The following is a 15970-nucleotide window of genomic DNA, read 5'->3' as shown; positions in this document are numbered from 1 at the left end:
CTGTACCTCGCGATTAGTTAAAAGTGTTGGTTGTTTATTGAAAACTGTTGCACAACCTATTTAAACCTGTGCAACATATAACGTTGATGTAGATGGTTGAATCAAGACAAATCGACGCACTATGCGATGCATGCGGTCTCGGCCCACACGATGTGGAATACATTCCAGTGTGCAAAACAAACACAACCTGGATCGCCGAAAACCGCTCCGACCACCTCTGCCTGGACTGCTTTCTCAGCTACGTGCACGAACACACCACACTCTCAGAACAAGAAGTCATGGTGTACGTGTACAAATATAGCGGTCACTCCCACAAAGCAATCGCCAGCCTCCTTGGGGTCAGCGAATCCCACGTCGGAACCGTGATCGGGCGCATCAAAGAAAAGTACCGCACAGCAGAACAAACCCAGACTCTCTCTCCAATCTGGAACAACAAAACAGAACCAACATAATAACTCAGCCACAGAAAAACATCCGAAGCACAGTACTCAGCGACAATTGAACACGTCGAAGCGCTAATCAAGAACAACGACGACCAGTGAAGTACGGCCCATAAATGTCGTCGGTGATGTTCCAAGTACTGACTTCTGTCCAATCGCTGCTTCCCGCTTCAACTGACCCCAAGGCCCCGCTGTTGCAGGTGTAGCTGCCATAGGGCGCTACGAGAGACAGCAGCATCAACAGTGCAAATATGACGGCCTTGTGGATGCCCAATCGACCGGCTGGCGCGACCTCTCGAGTTGCGCCAAAACAGAGGATGTCGGATGGTGTTTGTTGCACGACAGTCCCCCGGTTCTCAAGTAACAACTGCTCTCTTGAACCTGGTAACACAACCAACCAAGTGTCCCCTACCTCCGACCAGCATCAAAACGAGTGGACTCCCGATAGTCCTCAAGCTCATCCGCGTGAACCTCCTCCCCATATTCGGCAATCGCCCCCACCATCTCCTCGGCTGCTTCGTAGTGCAGATTAACTCGCCGCTCAACGTTGATGTACTCTCCCTCAACATCCCCATAGTGGTGATCCGCACCCTTTCGATACCCATCCGGCGGCGACCACTCCACATCAGACTCGATAACGTTCACCTCCTCTAACTGCACTCCGATAGTGGTCTCGTATTTATCAACACCCTCGCCCGCAAAAGTCGCGTAGGAGAATGGGATAGTGAACTGCTTCTGCGCATACACCCGCAGTCCCATAACGACCTTCTTCTCCTCCTCGTACAAACTGACAGCATCAACAACCGGGCCATCAGTAGGAAGATTTGACTCGACGTTCTTCCGGATTATCTCGAACGAGTACGCACTCGCCACGTAGTTGTGGATGTCAGCGTGAACACGTCGCTGGAACTCCTCATCCCGCATGTCTATCCCGTTCTCGCGGAGGGTATCGCACGCCTCGATGATTCGTTTCCTGTTCTGCCACAGCAGGGTGAGCGCGGCGTTCAGCTCTGTGTACCCCTCTACGAGATCTTTCACCGGGTGTGCCTGTCGTTGCAGGGCTTCCTTTCTGCGGCTTTGGAACGGAGTAATGGGCTCCTCCGGCGCATTATCGTCCGTTCTCGAGTATTCGAGTACGAGCAATGCCTTCTCGTCTTCGACGGTAATGGCGTACTCGGCCTCACATTCCGGACAGGGGTAGTCGGAGGTGTATATCCCGTCGCCTTCGGCGTCCAGTTCAGAGGCCTCGATCAAGAAGGGCGTTCCACATTGGTAGCAGTTGTTTTCTTCAATAAGGGCGTTAATCAGGCGTCCAAGCTCAGCGTTCATTTTGCTGAGTTTTGGGTTTGGTTAAGTTAATAATGTGTCTTGACCGATTCGACCATCACAATCTGCATCAAGGGTTCGAAGTCACAACTGTGTATCACAGCTCACAGTCACATTTCACAGTTATACCGAAACGTTACAGAGAGGGCTCGTAGGCGCTCTTGTCTCCATATTTATCTACCTCTCTCGAATCTAAAGAGTATACAGAAATGACTGACAACACCGACGAGAACGACGATGACGTCGAAGAAGTCGCTGCGAGGATTGCTGAAGAATCACTCGAGATGGGTGACCGAGGTACGGAGTCACCGCCAGAAGGACAGAAGTGCGCTCGTTGCGACCGAGACGCCGTCCCCGGGCCGGGCGACGAATGGCTCTGCGAAAAACACCAGAAGGAATACTTCCGCGAACGCCACGGCTAATCGCGTTCAAACAACGGGGGAGAAAGAATAGCAGCTACTCCTGACTCTCGTCCTCTTCGCTCTCCGCGTCTGCGCCTTCCGACTCTTCATCGTCATCGCCTTCCTCGCCTTCACCATCACCAACAACCTCCTCGTCTTCGTCACCGCCATTGGCCAATGCCTCATCCGACACCATATCGAGGGTCGCCTGCTGCTCATCCGGAATATGATCCTCGTCGACGTCATCTAGAACTTCCTCAACCCGCTGATCACGAACCGTCTGGATGATACTCAACACCTCTGAGATATGGTCTCGAGAGAACTCGTACGTTAAGTCCTCAACGTGGTCGCAAGCATCGATCTCTGTCAGATAGTACAGTACTCGGTTCACTCGCTGCGGGGGAACGTTGAACGTCGGCGCGAAGTGATCGCGAATCTGGTTCACGTTCACTTCTACCGCGTCGTCGTACCCAACGGCTTGTTCGCCCCAAATATCACAGATTGCGACGGCCAGAATCTCCTTCTCCATCTGCTCCGTCAACACAAACTCTTCCTTTGGATTCTCGGGGAGTTCGACGCCGTCGTCAAATCTGTGTTGAAGACGGCCAGACTCGAAGCTTCCAGCAACACAACGCAACGTCCCACCGAAGTCCTGTGTCAGAACCGCTGCGTGCTGCTCTAGCTGTTCGAGTTGCTCCTGGCAGTTGTCCCATTCGTCTCTGCACTGCTCAATCCACGTTTCATCGATATCGTGGTACACAATACAGCGGTCGATGGTCTGTACTTCACCATCGTACGGGGTTTTGTCTTGGACTTCTGCCGCTTCCAGCTCTTCCTCGACCCCGTCGATGGTGAGCTGGTTGCAGCGTTCCATCTGCGCGATATCTCTATCTCGGATATTGTTCCCCGATTTGACCTCTACGAGCAAGCACGTGTCCCCATCGTACAGCACAAAGTCGGGTCTGGCCACAACACCAGCGTACGGATCGTCTATCTCACCGAACTTGATCGGCACACGCCATCCATGATCAGCCAGACAGGGAGAAGCGCGAGCTGTAAGGGCACTGTAGAATAGATTGTAGGTTTGCTTCTCTCTCAATTGCCGATCCACTTCTGGCGCTCCCGACATCTATACTAGGGTGAGGCAACCGGATTCTCGACTTTCTCTTGCGAGTACGTCGAGTCGTACTCGAATATCTCCTGCACAATATCTCTCAGACTCATCGATGTCGCCGTCTCACGCGGATACAAGATGATGTCCGCGCCTTCGACAGCAAGATCGAATATCTCCTCGTGGTGCGTGTCGTACACCCGGAGCGTATCCCGCTCTCGTTCCCCGAATCGGTACTGGTTCCCGTTCAGAACGTTCTCTTTGAGTTCCTCAAGCAGGGACTCGTCGGACTCAGCATCGCGATCTGGGTCAGTCAACTCAATGGCGGTAAACCCATCTACGGAAAACCCGCTCTCCGTACTTCTGTGGGTTGGCGCGTGCTCAACCTCGAAGCTGGCCTTGTCCAGCTCTTGGTACTCCTCGGAAACACTCAGCAGAGTGTCCACAGCTTTGTCCTGCGACCCTCGAACCACGGACTGCAACGAGAGCCGGCCATCGTTGGTACTGGAGCCTTGGATAGCCGCTGTAGGACTGTTCGTTTGATCGAACTCTATCCGGGTCGGCTTCGCATCAAAGTATCTCTCCGCTTTCTCGAGGTCTTCCTCGCGCCCACCGTGGAAGCGAAGCGTTGCTTGCCGCTCCGCGTAAGGAGCATGGTATTTTGCCGTGAATCCAGAGACGTAGGAATCCTGAATGACATCCTCACCGGTAACGTCATCCAGGTAGTCCGAAGAGAGATACAGTCGTTCGACCTGTGGGAGGTACTTGATCAGGTTCTCTATTGTCTTCTTGCGCCACTTCTGCCGCACAGTCGTGAGCACCCAGATGTACTCACCATGAGCAATCCACACAGCCTCGTCCGTGCGTGACTTCTTCGGGACAGTGACGCTGACAATCGCTGTATCCTCACCCAACGTTTCTTCTGAGAAGGTGTACTTCTTGACAAAGTTCTTCGCGTGCCCGCGAACCCTTTCACTTTGCGTGATGTGGTTGATGTGGTCGTCGAGCGACCCTACCTCGAACCCCTGGTTGTCCAGCAGGTAGAGGTTGAGATCGGTAGAGCTCCCGCTCCGGTGTTCCTTGTCCTCTTGATCTTCTTCAGAGGTAGCAACATGTTCGATGAGCTCACGGAGGATCTCCCGTTTGCTCATGTCTCGGTACCGGTCGGGATCGAGATTCATAGTGCTGGGTTGTTATGGGGTGTTTCTGATTCCGCCTTTTTACATCCGGGGGTTTTCGTTCTCCTCATTTAGTTGTTTGTGTAACACGCACATAGTGGTCAGCCGCATACTGAAAGTAGAACCTGGGAGCCTTCACTCACTCCTCGTCGTCGTTGCATAGTTCCTTAGGGTACGGATCTTTCCCGGATTGGCCACCGATAACCACGTCGTCGTGGTCAGACCCATCTGGCCAGCCGAACGTAGTATCGTTGATCGCGGCAGGGTAGGGATCTTTGTCTTCGCCAGTCATTGACGACCCAATACAAGATGCCCTCCAATAGTTCTGGGGGGCACCCTACATACCCGTCTTACTCACGCCGAAAATCAAAATTCGTCGAGAGTTCGGTGTTCTGCGTCTTCGGGCCAGTCGTCAGGGATGGTCAGTCCGGGACTTGGCTCTTCTCGCTCGTCGACATCAAGGTCATCGGAGAAGTCGTTGTAGAACGTGTCCGCCAGATCACGCACGACGATGGCCATATCCTGTTGTGACTCGATCTCTCGCTGGTCGCGGAACTGCACGCCTTCCAAGGAGTCATGACTCGTGTACAGCTTCGCAACCGCATAGGCATCGCTGTCAACGTCGAACAGTCCCTCTGAGTTCTCCGGTGGGCAAACATCGATGAATGCCGTCATCGATTCGTGTTCGAAGCAGGCGTATCGAGCTGTTCGCTTGGCCATTCCCGGGTTCCTGTTCCAATCGTTCGGGAGCATTGCAGTGTTCTTCATCTCTTACCTAAACGTACGAGATATCCCCGTTTAAAGACTGAGAGCAGGTGAGCTGGTCTTTGCCTTTATCCCTAGACTCTGGGAAAGACTAGCCGAACGGGAGCGGTCGCCCCGACCATAGAGGGGTCGGATGCGTCGGGGCGACCGTCCCCGAGAAAAAAAAACCGATGAAAATGCAAATTTGCAATCCAGTCAGTCGCATCAAGTCCGCTATCACACGCGCACGTCAAAGTCACACGTCACAGTCACACGTCACACCCATCGATCACAGTGACGCTATCGAAATCCTGTCTTGTGCGCGTCGCAGGTGGGCAGTCGAATATCTGGCCGGCCAGCCACCAAACGAAGTAGTCACCATTTCAGACCTTTCCGAGCACGTCGCAGCAAGAGAGAACGACTGCACGGTGACGGAACTGTCCTCGAAACAGCGTGAGCGAGTGTACGTCGCGCTGTATCAAACTCACTTGGTGACCATGCGCCCGATCATCGATTACAACCGGGACAGGGGCACGATCACGCCGACCGAAGCACCCGAACGCCTATGGAATGCCTACCAAAACTTCTGCACCCGGCTGGACGGCTAGCGCGACGAGTGAAGCGCGCTGTGTTGGTCGTTATTAAAAGGTCTTGACGAACCCTTTTAAGCGAGGTATGTGCGAATAAAACCGGATGTCCTACCAACACGCAGACAGTGACGAAGCACAGCGCATCTGGACGAAACGCATCACAGGCAATATACTGATCGCAGAATACGACGATGGCGACTATCTCATCTACAATAACAACAAATCGAGGAGTCTCGGGGATGGACTGATCCTCGAACCACCGCAAATGCAGGCACTGCTCGACTTCGCCGATGCTGTCGAGACGTCGGACGAAGCCTTGCTCGGTGAAGACTTTTACAATGGGGAGCTGGTTGTGCGGTACCGAGAGGGGTCGTACACGCTCGATCCAGGCGATCTGGACACCAGCCTGTCTCTCTCGGAAAAGCAGATTGATGATCTTGACAGTTTGATGGAGAAGATGGAACTCATCATGGAAGATTATCATAAGTTGATCGAGATGCAAGAAAAGCAGCGCTCGCTGTAGTTTCTCAAAATTGTTCTTCCAATATTGGTTGAGACTCTGGACGGCTAGCGTCGCTACTCAACAGTGCAGAATGCTGACGGTGCCTGTCTATACTACTCGGTCACCTGACCGCGCATACACATGGCTAGACCGTCAGCACTCGAAACTCTCCTTGCTTTCGTAAATATCCGCGGAATTACGCCTGAGAGATGCGTCGGGATCGCCTCAGCTCACACACCTCCAGAGCTATTCCTGGGAACGATACACGGAACGGATTCACCGAAAGACACAGTATTCTGTGCACACATAGCTTCCTGTATGCCCACGATCACGGTTAACGTCGACGACGAACTCAAGAAGCGAATGGAGAAGCACCCAGAGATCAACTGGAGTGAGGTCACGCGACAGGCGATCCAGGAGAAGATCGAGTCGCTCGAAGTGATGGACGAGCTCACGTCCAGCAGCGAACTCACCAAGAGCGACGTTGCCGAGATTGCTGACAAAATCAACGCAAGCGCACGCAAACGCGTCGAAGAAGAGTCGGAGTAATCTCGACGGATGAAGCTGGTCGTCGATGCCAACGTCGTCATCTCCGCACTCATTGCAGACTCGAAAACCCGCGAACTCATCGTTACACTCGAACCCGATCTCTTCACACCCGAGTTCGTCCACGACGAAATCGAGAACTACGAGGAGCTGATCGTCGAGAAGTCAGGGATGACTCCAGAGCGAGTCGCACAGTTCATCGACCTCCTCTTCCAGTACATCGAAATCGTTCCCGCCAGTGAGTTCTATCCGTATATCGAGCGGGCCGAAGTGGCGCTTGGCGACATCGACCCGGATGATGTGTTATACCTCGCGTGTGCTCTTGCCACCGATGCCGATATCTGGAGCGACGACTCGGACTTCGAGGAACAGGATGTCGTTGAGGCCCACTCGACGAGCAACGTGATCGACTCGTTCGACACGCTCTAGCCGATCCAAACAGTGGCCTGTAGAATGAGGGGGTTCCTTCTTTTATATGTGGCAGCAATAGGAAGCCTGTTACGCCCGTATTCGATGTCCTGAGAGTGAATCGGAAGATAATTTTCACGAGATTCCATCGTGGATTTCAGCTACCTGAACAAGGTGGAACAAAGGAGTAACCGGTAGCAGAATTCGGGCGTTTCAGAGCTTCTATTGCCGTTGGGGTAGCTAGTTCTTCTTCCGGTAGTTACTCTTTCGGTTGTCGATCGGTGAACGAGACCACAGTGCCATGGACGCCTCGGGCACTGAATCGAAGAGAGACCTTGGAGCGACCGACAAACTATTTGAGGACGTCCGCTCACGAGTCTATCTATTGGCGGGATTCGCTGCCCGGTCGATGCGTCACGAGAATCACCGTCCATGAATCCTTCTGATGACCGTTCTTTTTTGGTTATTTTTTGATTGCAATGGTTTGGAGATACTGGTTCTCGACAATTGCGGTTCCGTCCGTCGCGCGATTGTATCGACTCATGACGGCCTTGAGATCGTTCAGGAGATCCTCTTGGCCGGCAGGATCGATCTCCTCGAGTGCCCGGATCGTCGGGCCGAAGTACCTGCTGAACACCTCCACAGCATGGTCGATCGACCGATAGTATTGGAGTGCTGTCCGTCGTTCATTCTCGATCGATCGAACGTCATTCCCGAGTAGCTCTTCAAGGCCCTCCCCTGTCCCCCAGCGAAGAGGTGACTGGACGCCAGGGGGTGGTGACGCGTACCGAGAATGAGCAGCAAACCAGTCGCCGCTCCACCCCTCGGAAATCGGCCCCGCGAGGCCAATTTTGCCTCCGGGTTTACACACACGAAGCAACTCGCGTGCCGCCCGCTCCTGGTCGGGTACGAACTGCACCCCGTAGACCGAGAGGACTACATCGAACTCATTGTCGGGAATCGGCATGTCCTGTGCATCACCGACACGAAAGTCGATCCGCTGCCCGTTGGCTTGTGCTCGAGCCTTCGCACGTTCGATCAGCCCGGACACATAGTCGATACCTGTGACCTCACAGTACCGGCGCTCTGCAACGAGGGCGGCGGTTCCGCTGCCACACGCGACGTCCAGCACGCGTTGGCCGGGGTGTGGATCGGCAGCTTCACAGAGCGCCTCGGCCATGACCACGTTTTGTCGAGCGATCTCGTTGAAATCGCCGGTCGCCCAGGTCTCCCGTTGGCGTTCGGTGACTTTGGCGTAGTCGGTGGATTGGGTCCCGTCGTTCATCGGTTGTACCTGTTTCTGTATATGGTGGTCCTTCCTCTCTCTGCCATGCCTCGATTCAATCGTGGGCTGTTATTCGGCTTCCAGCGTCTTCCCGTGGAGATCGATTTGGGTCACGGGAAGTCCAGCGCGGTCGGCGTGCTCGAGGAGCGCCTCTTCGCTCTCGGCCTGGTAGTGACAGAAGGTTCCAACGACTGTCCCGTCCGGTTTGGTCCGTACGTGCGATTTGACCCACCGGATGCCAACACCCTCGTCGGTGAGACCTTGCAGCACCTCGCCGGCTCCTTCCGCGACAGCGCGGAACGTTTCTTCGGGGAGTGGTTCATATAGGTTGCGGAGGATCAGAAAATCCTCCAGTTCGGGGTCACTCATATCTGTTCGCCTCCTCGATGAATTGCTACGAGTGCGACGATATTGTAAATACCTAGTGAAATATTTCACCGGGTGAAAGCAGCCAGTCAGCAGCACCAACACGAGACCGTCAGTTGCCAGTCAAAACAGTGCGCATACTAACGAGTGACTATCCTGCTGACTCCAACCGACACCGCCAGGTCGTTTCACGGGACTGTAATCCCCTCGGGAATTGGGACGTTCATATCCGTCTCGTCAGCTGGCCGCGCCTCGTCGCGATAGCGCTCGAAGACCGAGAGCGCCCACTCGCGGGCCTCGGGAGCATCCGTGTCGATCCACGCCCGGAGTGCTCTGGAATCCGCGTCGTGACAGCAGATGCCGACGCGATGCTCGAAGATACCGAATCCACACCGCTTCTTGTCGGGGAGATTATCGTGGACGAGGACGGTGCAATGTTCCATTGCGGCGGCCTTCTCAACCATTTCTGAATCCCAGGCGACGGTCGCTGCCAACACTTCGGGCGGATACACGTACTCGAATTCCATCCCGTCAAGGACTGCCAGGCAGATCGCTTCATTGGCGATCGATTTGAACACCGTTGCCCCAAAGCCACACATCCAATCACTTTCTTCGACCAGTTGTAGCACTCGTTCGACGGGTTCGTAGGGATAGCCAGGACTAGGGTAAGCAATGACGGCGTCAGCGAAGAGTTCCACGGAAAACCCCTCCATTTCGCGGGGGAGCCACCGCCAGACGTCCCGGAGCTTTCGTTCGGTTTGCATCGCCTCACGGAGCTCGGCGAACCGTTCGACGACGTATTCGCCGAGCGGCGTCAGTTCGTACGTCGGTCCAGTTCGTTCGATCCAGCGTCGCTCTTCGAACGCGTTCAAAACACGACCCATCGTTGGGGACGAGGCTCCAGTGGCTGCCCGTAGGTCATCCCGGTCGCAGCCTCCGCCAGCCAAGGCATCGAGTACCCCGACGCGGTGTTTGGAACTGGCAATGAATTCGATATCTTCGATCGAGGGGCCCATGTCAAGCATACGCATGGGCACATAATAGAGTTGCTGGCGTGTCCCCCGACCGTGTTGGACGACTGCATAGAAATCTTTCTCGTATACTGGAAGTGATGAATCCGAATCAAATCACTCTCTGCTGAGCGAAAACCGCTACGGTTCTCTCGCCGCCCCAAGATTAATGGCGGTCGTTTCAATTTCAAATGTTGAACCGAATTCAGTAGTTGAGTATGATGGATACACGCCCTGTGTTCAGCACTACCGCGACAATAGCTCACCCGCTAAGGGTTTCGACGAGGCTTCACCACCGGTGGCGCACGCTCATATCGGTGGGCTCGTGAGATCGTCTGTACCGCTTGTTTTCAATAGTTTAAACCCCAAAAAGAGATTTATTCCACCGGGTTGTGTTACGGATTTCAGCCACCTGAACAAAGTTGAGCAGCGAGAGAATCGGTAACACTTCTCTCAAGGCGTTAGTAAGACCGTATTTCGAGGCCGTCGATACGTCCGAAGTGCTTGGTGTTTCTCGTGATAATCGGTTCGTCGTTGAGAAGCGCAGTCGCAACGATAATACAGTCTTCTCGCTCAATCCGTTCACCGTCGTTAATTAGCTCACCGGAGAGTTTTCCGGCTTTCCGCATCACGGTCTGATCGGCACTCACGACGTGCTTCGTTCCCAGTATCTCGAGAATTCGCTCTCGCTTCGTCTCCGGCGTTTGAGACCGAGCAACGCCCTCGTAGAGTTCCAAAACCGTCACGGAGGACACTTTCTGTGGTCGCGCTTCTTTTTCGACGATATCGAGAAGTCGTTTTGCGTTTTCGTCGCCCCGAAGTAAGTCGATAATGAACGATGTGTCCTGAATCATTCCGACGTCTCGTCGCCTACGGCTTCGTCTAACGCTGCTGTGAGGCGGTCACTCCGTTCTCTGGACTTCGTTCGTCCCTCCTCGATAGCGGCCTCGAGGTCCACCGCTTCGTCCTCGGAAAGAATTCCCGTGACCTCGTTCCACGACCGTTCTCCCGCAAGGCGCTTGACGGTTTCACTGAAGCTTTCCCCCTCTTTTTTTCGGGCTTTCAGCCGCTCGTAGGCTTCCTCGTCGAGTGAAATCGTTTTCGTCGCCATTGTAGTACACAGTACTACATGCACGTTTAAAAAATACTTGTGCGAAGCCCGTTCGCTCGACGGAAAGATGTGCTAACGTAGCGAGAAACCGGCAAAGTACACGAAACAGTGTAACGTGAGTTATAGACCTGAGCAAGGTGGAACAGCGAGAAAGCAGGTAGCCGTAATCAGGCACTTCAGGCCGTATATCGGCGATAGAGGTATGGTGTCTTCTCTCGGTAGCTGTTCTATCTGTTGTCGGTGAATTGGTGACAGAGATGAGTCCGTCACAGTGCAGTAGGGGTGCGAAAGGCTATGAACCAACTTGGACAAGAAGCTTCAGCCTGCCGGCTCGATGTTCTGATTGAGGTGAAACACGTTGTCGGGGTCGTATTCGGCCTTGATCTCGGCGAGTCGTCGGTAGGTGTGCTCACCGTAGGCATCACGGACCCGTTGGGTGCCGTCATCGGCATCGAGGAAATTCACGTAGACGCCCTCTCGGTACGGTTCGAGTGCGTCCAAAAATCGACGGACCCACGCGGTCTCCGACTCGGCGAACTCGTCCGTCTCGTCGGGACGCCACACGCCGTTGATTTGATGTTGTGAGGCGCGTGCCGACCGGTGTAGGCGGTGGCGTCAGTATCGACCCAACTCACTGCTCCGCCGAGATGGAACAGCACCGAGTACGAACGGGGTGATTCCGCCGTGAAGGCGTGGTTGACGAACACGTCGATTAGGTCGTCGGACAGTTCGGGCAAGTCGGTCGACTTCCAGTAGTAGTGCCATCCATGGAAAACGGTGCTGTCGGTCCCGCTCTGATGCGCCACATACGGCTCGAGAGAGACCAGGTCGAGAAGCGGTGTGCTGTGTTCGCGCAGCGGTCGGAGCACGCTTTCACCCTCCTCAACTGGACCCGCGTAGCAGGTGTTGATGGCCACGGCGGGTCGCCAGTGAAGCTCCTCGGGGACAACCGGGAGTGGAGGGATGTTCCCGAACCTGACGACAGTGCCCAGCTCGTCGGGTGCATTCCGTACGAAGTCGCGGTAGAAGCGCAGTACGCCGGCGGTGTCGTCCGCTGGCCAGTACATGGGACCGGCGAGTACAGTTGGACCGACAGGGTGGAGAGCGAACTCGAAGGAGGTCACGATCCCGAAGTTTCCACCGCCTCCCCGCAACGCCCAAAACAGGTCCGAGTGGTCGTCTTCCGAGGCTCGGACGAACTCGCCATCGGCAGTCACCACATCGGCGGAGAGCAGGTTGTCGACGGTGAGGCCGTGCTTGCGCATCAGCCAGCCGATTCCGCCGCCGAGGGTGAGCCCGGCAACGCCGGTGTGGCTGACGATGCCGCCCGTGGTCGCAAGTCCGTGGGCCTGGGTCTCGTGGTCGACGTCACTCCACAGGGCACCGCCCTGTACCCGGGCGGTCCGCGCGCGCGGATCGACCCACACGGCCCGCATCGGTGAGAGGTCGATAACGATACCATCGTCGCAGACGGCGGTGCCGGCGACGTTGTGGCCGCCGCCGCGCACAGCGATTTCAAGGTTGTACTCTCGTGCGAAGTTCACTGCCGTGATCACGTCCGCGGCGCCCGCACACCGGGCAATGAGGGCTGGCCGTTTATCGATCATCCCGTTCCAAATTGTGCGCGCTTCGTCGTAGCCCGCGTCCTCCTGGCGAAGGACTTCGCCTCGTAGCTCTGCGCCGAACCCTTGGACAGTTTCTTCGTCTATTCCGGTTTGTGGTTCTGGCATGGTACTAACTACCTCTCGTCGAGGGGCGTGCCCGTACATGTGCTACGTGTTACCACATCATACCCTTATCGCGCGGTAACCCAGTCGTTTTGTTATATGTATGGCGTATTCAGGGCCTCTATCACCGTATTAGAAGGGGTTCAATTGGTCTGGTTCCCACGTTTCAGGACGATCCGTGCTGGACTTCAGCTACCTGAACAAGGTCGAACAAAGACGTACCGCAGAAACGGACGGACGGGGCAGGGATGACGACTTTGAGCAGTAGCTCTTTAAACAGAGTTTATTTCAACTAGCCACTACGACAACAGGACCGAGACGTTAGAGACCCAGTTTGAAGATCCCCGCACGGTACTCCTTCTCAACATCATCGTAGCACGTGTGAACGTACCGGTAAAACGCCGCCCGACTCGTATCAACGTCCGGCCCTATCTTGTTCCCACTCAAACACTGTATTCCTCTCGGCCATTCCCACGTGATTCTGCATCCACGTCGAAAACCAGTGTCGCGCAGAATGCGGCGTGGTCGACCGATACTCATCTTCCTCATCAGACTCGTACTCCGGCCACCAGTGTTTCCGCCACACGTGACCGAGGCTCGACTTTTTCATCTGCTTCCCCTTCTGTGTCAGGAACAACCACGGACTTCCATCGTCCGGACGAATCAACAACCAGTCGATCGACACTATCGTTCTATCGGCGTTTCGAGTGTGGGGTCGGCACCGAGGATCGTAGACAGGATTGGTTGTACCTGATCGAGTTGCTCGGTTGGTTCCACGTATCGTCGCTCTGGATCATAGTTTACGAGTCCCTCCGACGCTAACTTCGGGAGGTGGTCGTGATGTAGCGAGAGACGAACCTCTGTTATCACGTCCTCAGACGCCTCCGTAATGGTCGTCTGATGATTGTACTTGAGGATGGTCTTTGTGAGGTCATTCAGCGTCAACGACCGCTGTTCTTCTGTGAGCAACGCAAGCACGATTCGACGATGCTGGTTCTGACACAGGCCGAGCACCGAGCCGAAGGCAATCGAGCGCCCTTCCATTATACCTGGTGAAGGCCTCAGTCAGACTTCACAATCACTTTTTAGTATACAAACTGTTTTTAACCGACCGGTCAGGATTGAACTGTGATGGCGGAGAGCGTACTCTCGAGAACGTGCTTGATTCCGCGTCGGAGGCGGGAGGCGACAGCCTGCTGTGAGATACCGAGTTCCTCGCCGATCTCTGCCATCGTGACCTCCCGCGGAGACTCGAAGTAGCCACGCTCGTAGGGAGGATCAGTGCCTCTTGCTGGGCGTCAGTGAGGGCGGCTTCAGCCGACGTCTCAATTGGTGTGAGCGCGTGTAACTCCGTCAACGTGATCGTGACGTCCAGTTCTCGACAGCGTCGTTGAAAGTCTGCGATGTCGCTTCGATCCTCGCCGCGAATCTCGAACGTCCACTGCTGATTTGTGCCAACGGCGTTAATGAGCGGCACCTCTGTCTCCGTCAGTATGCTTAGCACGTCGTCGTAGTCCAACGCCCACTGGACGCGTAACAGGTGCTCGTCCTCAACGGAGTCAACGAGCCGAATCTCCTTCACGCCCGGGTGCTCGGTGAATGCGCTTTCGATGTCAGTGACCTCGGTTCCCCGTACCCAGAAGTAGGGGATTACCACGTCCCGCGCGGGGATAATTCGTTCCAGTTCGACCGTCACGTTCGGTAGTTGGTTGAACACTGTCCCCAAGGAGAATTGGTCTGACGGAACCGTGAACGTCGCCTCGGTAGCCATCGTCTGTACCGTTGGATTCCAGCTATAAGAGTTTGCCACCGATCAACTACCGTTGTCGTGGCGCCACTGTGCCCGGACGCATAATTTCTCGGCCCAAGTATCGGTACCAGGTGCGTCTTGCCCCGAACAGTGGGATCACTACTACGGTATCCGAGGGCGTTACCAGCTCCCTCTGGACGTAACACCGAAGGCCGAGAAGGTCGAGTGGCCGACACGCGCCCTCTCTATTCAGCACGACCGGGGCAATATCTCACCTATCGAGGGGGTCGAGCCTTCAGGTCCTTTACCGCGGTTCTAGCCCAAAATATTTTCCGGTAGTTGTTCGATCGGCCGTCTTGTACTGAGGACCGTCATTGCGGGTCACCGTCTCAGTCTCTCGCCTCAACGTACGTTACCGGTCGATTCTCCGCTACCGCTGCGGTGTATGTACAAAAGTCCGGATCTACGTTCGCATCTCGCGGATGAGTTGGGCACACTCCGCCGGTTGTCCTAACCAGGGGCCGTGTCCGGCGTCCATCGCCACGAGGCGAGCATCCGGAATCACCTCGACGCTCTCGCGAACGTCATCCGGACTTCCCAGGAAGTCTCGTTCGCCCCAAATGAACGTCGTGGGACGCTGGAGATCGCGCAACTCAGCCTCCCGGAGGCGCGTCGCAGCACGCCATCCTCGCACCGTCAGGAATGATTTGAACTCGCTGAACCGCTCGTCAACGGACCGCGGGATGCGGTCGTGGGCGACTTTCGCCCGTATCAGTGCGGGATAGCGCTGAATCGTCTCGCCCTCCCCGGCCATTTCCATAAATTTCACGACGTTTTCCTCGCTCGGTCTTTGGACTCGCGCGAGCAGTCGGTCGAGCACGGGCACGGTAAACAATCTGACCGGGACCGGTGGCCGAGTTCCCGGGAACGTCGGGACGCCACCGATCGGGATTACGCGCCGAACTCGCTTCGAGTGGGTGAGCGCGAACACGAGGCCCCAGTACCCGCCCGTCGAGTTGCCAACGATGTCAACACGGTCTACTCCCAAGTCGTCAAGAACATCCACGAGTACATCACCGACCGTTTGCCGGTGGTTTGCCGTGGTGTACACGAAGTTGTCGCTGAGACCACAGCCCGGTCGATCGATGGCGATCAGCCGCAAGTCGTCGAGGTGGACCATGAGCGGGGCGAAAAACGCCCCGAACCCGCCGGCGCCGTGGATGAATACTACGGGTGGCTCGTCGCTGTCGAGATCGCCCGCTTCGAGAACGTGCAGCCGCGACCGTGGTCTCTCACGGTTCACGTACCGTGACTGGACGCCGATCCCTGTCTCGTCGAATACGCGCCGCTGGGCCGCCTCGAACTCCGTCTCAGCGGTCGTCGTAGGCGGTGAATCTGGCGTCTCCTCGACCGATTCTGACTGATGTTCTGATTCAGTCATGGTATCCCCTGGAACCTACGACCCACTTTGTGAT

General features: G+C 55.6%; 19 protein-coding genes and 2 pseudogenes. 6 read left to right on the top strand and 15 right to left on the bottom strand.

What is annotated here, in order from left to right; genetic code table 11:
* Nucleotides 1–92: 92 nt before the first annotated feature.
* The gene (locus AC6I6X_RS03030) at nt 93–452 is read left to right on the top strand and encodes a hypothetical protein (RefSeq protein WP_497929019.1); all 360 of its coding nucleotides are present in this window, start codon (nt 93–95) and stop codon (nt 450–452) included.
* Between the two features lie 396 nt (nt 453–848).
* Here the strand turns inward: AC6I6X_RS03030 and AC6I6X_RS03025 are convergent, their stop codons facing one another.
* Nucleotides 849–1769 carry a hypothetical protein gene (locus tag AC6I6X_RS03025; RefSeq protein ID WP_497929018.1) on the bottom strand — a complete coding sequence of 307 codons (921 nt, stop codon included), beginning with the start codon at nt 1767–1769 and terminating at the stop codon, nt 849–851.
* A 206-nt stretch (nt 1770–1975) separates the two neighbouring features.
* On the opposite strand from AC6I6X_RS03025, the gene AC6I6X_RS03020 reads away from it, so the two are divergent.
* Nucleotides 1976–2188, top strand: a complete 213-nt coding sequence (locus AC6I6X_RS03020) for a hypothetical protein (protein ID WP_497929017.1) — start codon at nt 1976–1978, stop codon at nt 2186–2188.
* Nucleotides 2189–2222: 34 nt separating this feature from the next.
* Here AC6I6X_RS03020 and AC6I6X_RS03015 read toward each other — a convergent pair whose 3' ends face one another.
* From AC6I6X_RS03015 to AC6I6X_RS03000, 4 genes are all read right to left on the bottom strand, one after another.
* Nucleotides 2223–3182 carry a hypothetical protein gene (locus AC6I6X_RS03015; RefSeq protein ID WP_497929016.1) on the bottom strand — a complete coding sequence of 320 codons (960 nt, stop codon included), beginning with the start codon at nt 3180–3182 and terminating at the stop codon, nt 2223–2225.
* 119 nt (nt 3183–3301) lie between these two features.
* Nucleotides 3302–4429: a hypothetical protein gene (locus AC6I6X_RS03010; protein ID WP_497929015.1), complete on the bottom strand. Its 1128-nt coding sequence runs from the start codon at nt 4427–4429 to the stop codon at nt 3302–3304.
* A gap of 166 nt (nt 4430–4595) precedes the next feature.
* On the bottom strand, nt 4596–4748 hold the full coding sequence (locus AC6I6X_RS03005; protein WP_497929014.1) for a hypothetical protein: 153 nt from the start codon (nt 4746–4748) through the stop codon (nt 4596–4598).
* Between the two features lie 74 nt (nt 4749–4822).
* A complete protein-coding gene (locus AC6I6X_RS03000; protein ID WP_497929013.1) occupies nt 4823–5224 on the bottom strand; it encodes a hypothetical protein in 402 nt (133 codons plus the stop codon).
* A gap of 167 nt (nt 5225–5391) precedes the next feature.
* Between AC6I6X_RS03000 and AC6I6X_RS02995 the strand changes: the two genes are divergently transcribed.
* The 4 genes from AC6I6X_RS02995 (at nt 5392) to AC6I6X_RS02980 (ending at nt 7267) form a co-directional block, all read left to right on the top strand.
* Nucleotides 5392–5808 (top strand): DUF7344 domain-containing protein, encoded by a 417-nt coding sequence (locus tag AC6I6X_RS02995; protein ID WP_497929012.1) that lies wholly within the window; start codon nt 5392–5394, stop codon nt 5806–5808.
* Nucleotides 5809–5893: 85 nt separating this feature from the next.
* A complete protein-coding gene (locus AC6I6X_RS02990) occupies nt 5894–6313 on the top strand; it encodes a hypothetical protein (protein ID WP_497929011.1) in 420 nt (139 codons plus the stop codon).
* 297 nt (nt 6314–6610) lie between these two features.
* Nucleotides 6611–6841, top strand: a complete 231-nt coding sequence (locus AC6I6X_RS02985) for an AF_0619 family ribbon-helix-helix protein (protein ID WP_497929010.1) — start codon at nt 6611–6613, stop codon at nt 6839–6841.
* A 9-nt stretch (nt 6842–6850) separates the two neighbouring features.
* Nucleotides 6851–7267 (top strand): PIN domain-containing protein, encoded by a 417-nt coding sequence (locus AC6I6X_RS02980; RefSeq protein WP_497929008.1) that lies wholly within the window; start codon nt 6851–6853, stop codon nt 7265–7267.
* 442 nt (nt 7268–7709) lie between these two features.
* Here AC6I6X_RS02980 and AC6I6X_RS02975 read toward each other — a convergent pair whose 3' ends face one another.
* From AC6I6X_RS02975 to AC6I6X_RS02930, 10 genes and pseudogenes are all read right to left on the bottom strand, one after another.
* The gene (locus tag AC6I6X_RS02975; RefSeq protein ID WP_497929007.1) at nt 7710–8531 is read right to left on the bottom strand and encodes a class I SAM-dependent methyltransferase; all 822 of its coding nucleotides are present in this window, start codon (nt 8529–8531) and stop codon (nt 7710–7712) included.
* Between the two features lie 69 nt (nt 8532–8600).
* Nucleotides 8601–8900 carry a DUF4242 domain-containing protein gene (locus tag AC6I6X_RS02970; protein WP_497929006.1) on the bottom strand — a complete coding sequence of 100 codons (300 nt, stop codon included), beginning with the start codon at nt 8898–8900 and terminating at the stop codon, nt 8601–8603.
* Nucleotides 8901–9085: 185 nt separating this feature from the next.
* The gene (locus tag AC6I6X_RS02965; RefSeq protein WP_497929005.1) at nt 9086–9913 is read right to left on the bottom strand and encodes a helix-turn-helix transcriptional regulator; all 828 of its coding nucleotides are present in this window, start codon (nt 9911–9913) and stop codon (nt 9086–9088) included.
* Between the two features lie 455 nt (nt 9914–10368).
* Nucleotides 10369–10761 (bottom strand): type II toxin-antitoxin system VapC family toxin, encoded by a 393-nt coding sequence (locus AC6I6X_RS02960; RefSeq protein ID WP_497929004.1) that lies wholly within the window; start codon nt 10759–10761, stop codon nt 10369–10371.
* The gene (locus tag AC6I6X_RS02955) at nt 10758–11018 is read right to left on the bottom strand and encodes an antitoxin VapB family protein (RefSeq protein WP_497929003.1); all 261 of its coding nucleotides are present in this window, start codon (nt 11016–11018) and stop codon (nt 10758–10760) included. Before AC6I6X_RS02955 ends, AC6I6X_RS02960 begins: the two co-directional genes overlap by 4 nt.
* A gap of 318 nt (nt 11019–11336) precedes the next feature.
* Nucleotides 11337–12748, bottom strand: a pseudogene (locus AC6I6X_RS02950) (FAD-binding oxidoreductase).
* A 412-nt stretch (nt 12749–13160) separates the two neighbouring features.
* Nucleotides 13161–13430 (bottom strand): tyrosine-type recombinase/integrase, encoded by a 270-nt coding sequence (locus tag AC6I6X_RS02945; protein ID WP_497929002.1) that lies wholly within the window; start codon nt 13428–13430, stop codon nt 13161–13163.
* On the bottom strand, nt 13430–13789 hold the full coding sequence (locus AC6I6X_RS02940; RefSeq protein ID WP_497929001.1) for a DUF7344 domain-containing protein: 360 nt from the start codon (nt 13787–13789) through the stop codon (nt 13430–13432). The genes AC6I6X_RS02945 and AC6I6X_RS02940 overlap by 1 nt, the downstream gene beginning before the upstream one ends.
* A 71-nt stretch (nt 13790–13860) precedes the next feature.
* Nucleotides 13861–14516, bottom strand: a pseudogene (locus AC6I6X_RS02935) (helix-turn-helix domain-containing protein).
* Between the two features lie 442 nt (nt 14517–14958).
* Nucleotides 14959–15936 (bottom strand): alpha/beta fold hydrolase, encoded by a 978-nt coding sequence (locus AC6I6X_RS02930; protein WP_497929000.1) that lies wholly within the window; start codon nt 15934–15936, stop codon nt 14959–14961.
* Nucleotides 15937–15970: the final 34 nt, after the last annotated feature.

The sequence above is a fragment of the Halosolutus sp. YCN4 genome, assembly GCF_059736495.1.
The sequence above is the reverse complement of the archived record's forward strand: the minus strand, read 5'-3'. Positions and strand labels throughout refer to the sequence as shown.

Coding starts and splice junctions, on each gene's coding strand:
- AC6I6X_RS03030 (WP_497929019.1), top strand. CDS start 93: ATGGTTGAATCAAGACAAATCGACGCACTATGCGATGCATGCGGTCTC.
- AC6I6X_RS03025 (WP_497929018.1), bottom strand. CDS start 1,769: ATGAACGCTGAGCTTGGACGCCTGATTAACGCCCTTATTGAAGAAAAC.
- AC6I6X_RS03020 (WP_497929017.1), top strand. CDS start 1,976: ATGACTGACAACACCGACGAGAACGACGATGACGTCGAAGAAGTCGCT.
- AC6I6X_RS03010 (WP_497929015.1), bottom strand. CDS start 4,429: ATGAGCAAACGGGAGATCCTCCGTGAGCTCATCGAACATGTTGCTACC.
- AC6I6X_RS03005 (WP_497929014.1), bottom strand. CDS start 4,748: ATGACTGGCGAAGACAAAGATCCCTACCCTGCCGCGATCAACGATACT.
- AC6I6X_RS03000 (WP_497929013.1), bottom strand. CDS start 5,224: ATGAAGAACACTGCAATGCTCCCGAACGATTGGAACAGGAACCCGGGA.
- AC6I6X_RS02995 (WP_497929012.1), top strand. CDS start 5,392: ATGAAAATGCAAATTTGCAATCCAGTCAGTCGCATCAAGTCCGCTATC.
- AC6I6X_RS02990 (WP_497929011.1), top strand. CDS start 5,894: ATGTCCTACCAACACGCAGACAGTGACGAAGCACAGCGCATCTGGACG.
- AC6I6X_RS02985 (WP_497929010.1), top strand. CDS start 6,611: ATGCCCACGATCACGGTTAACGTCGACGACGAACTCAAGAAGCGAATG.
- AC6I6X_RS02980 (WP_497929008.1), top strand. CDS start 6,851: ATGAAGCTGGTCGTCGATGCCAACGTCGTCATCTCCGCACTCATTGCA.
- AC6I6X_RS02975 (WP_497929007.1), bottom strand. CDS start 8,531: ATGAACGACGGGACCCAATCCACCGACTACGCCAAAGTCACCGAACGC.
- AC6I6X_RS02970 (WP_497929006.1), bottom strand. CDS start 8,900: ATGAGTGACCCCGAACTGGAGGATTTTCTGATCCTCCGCAACCTATAT.
- AC6I6X_RS02965 (WP_497929005.1), bottom strand. CDS start 9,913: ATGGGCCCCTCGATCGAAGATATCGAATTCATTGCCAGTTCCAAACAC.
- AC6I6X_RS02960 (WP_497929004.1), bottom strand. CDS start 10,761: ATGATTCAGGACACATCGTTCATTATCGACTTACTTCGGGGCGACGAA.
- AC6I6X_RS02955 (WP_497929003.1), bottom strand. CDS start 11,018: ATGGCGACGAAAACGATTTCACTCGACGAGGAAGCCTACGAGCGGCTG.
- AC6I6X_RS02940 (WP_497929001.1), bottom strand. CDS start 13,789: ATGGAAGGGCGCTCGATTGCCTTCGGCTCGGTGCTCGGCCTGTGTCAG.
- AC6I6X_RS02930 (WP_497929000.1), bottom strand. CDS start 15,936: ATGACTGAATCAGAACATCAGTCAGAATCGGTCGAGGAGACGCCAGAT.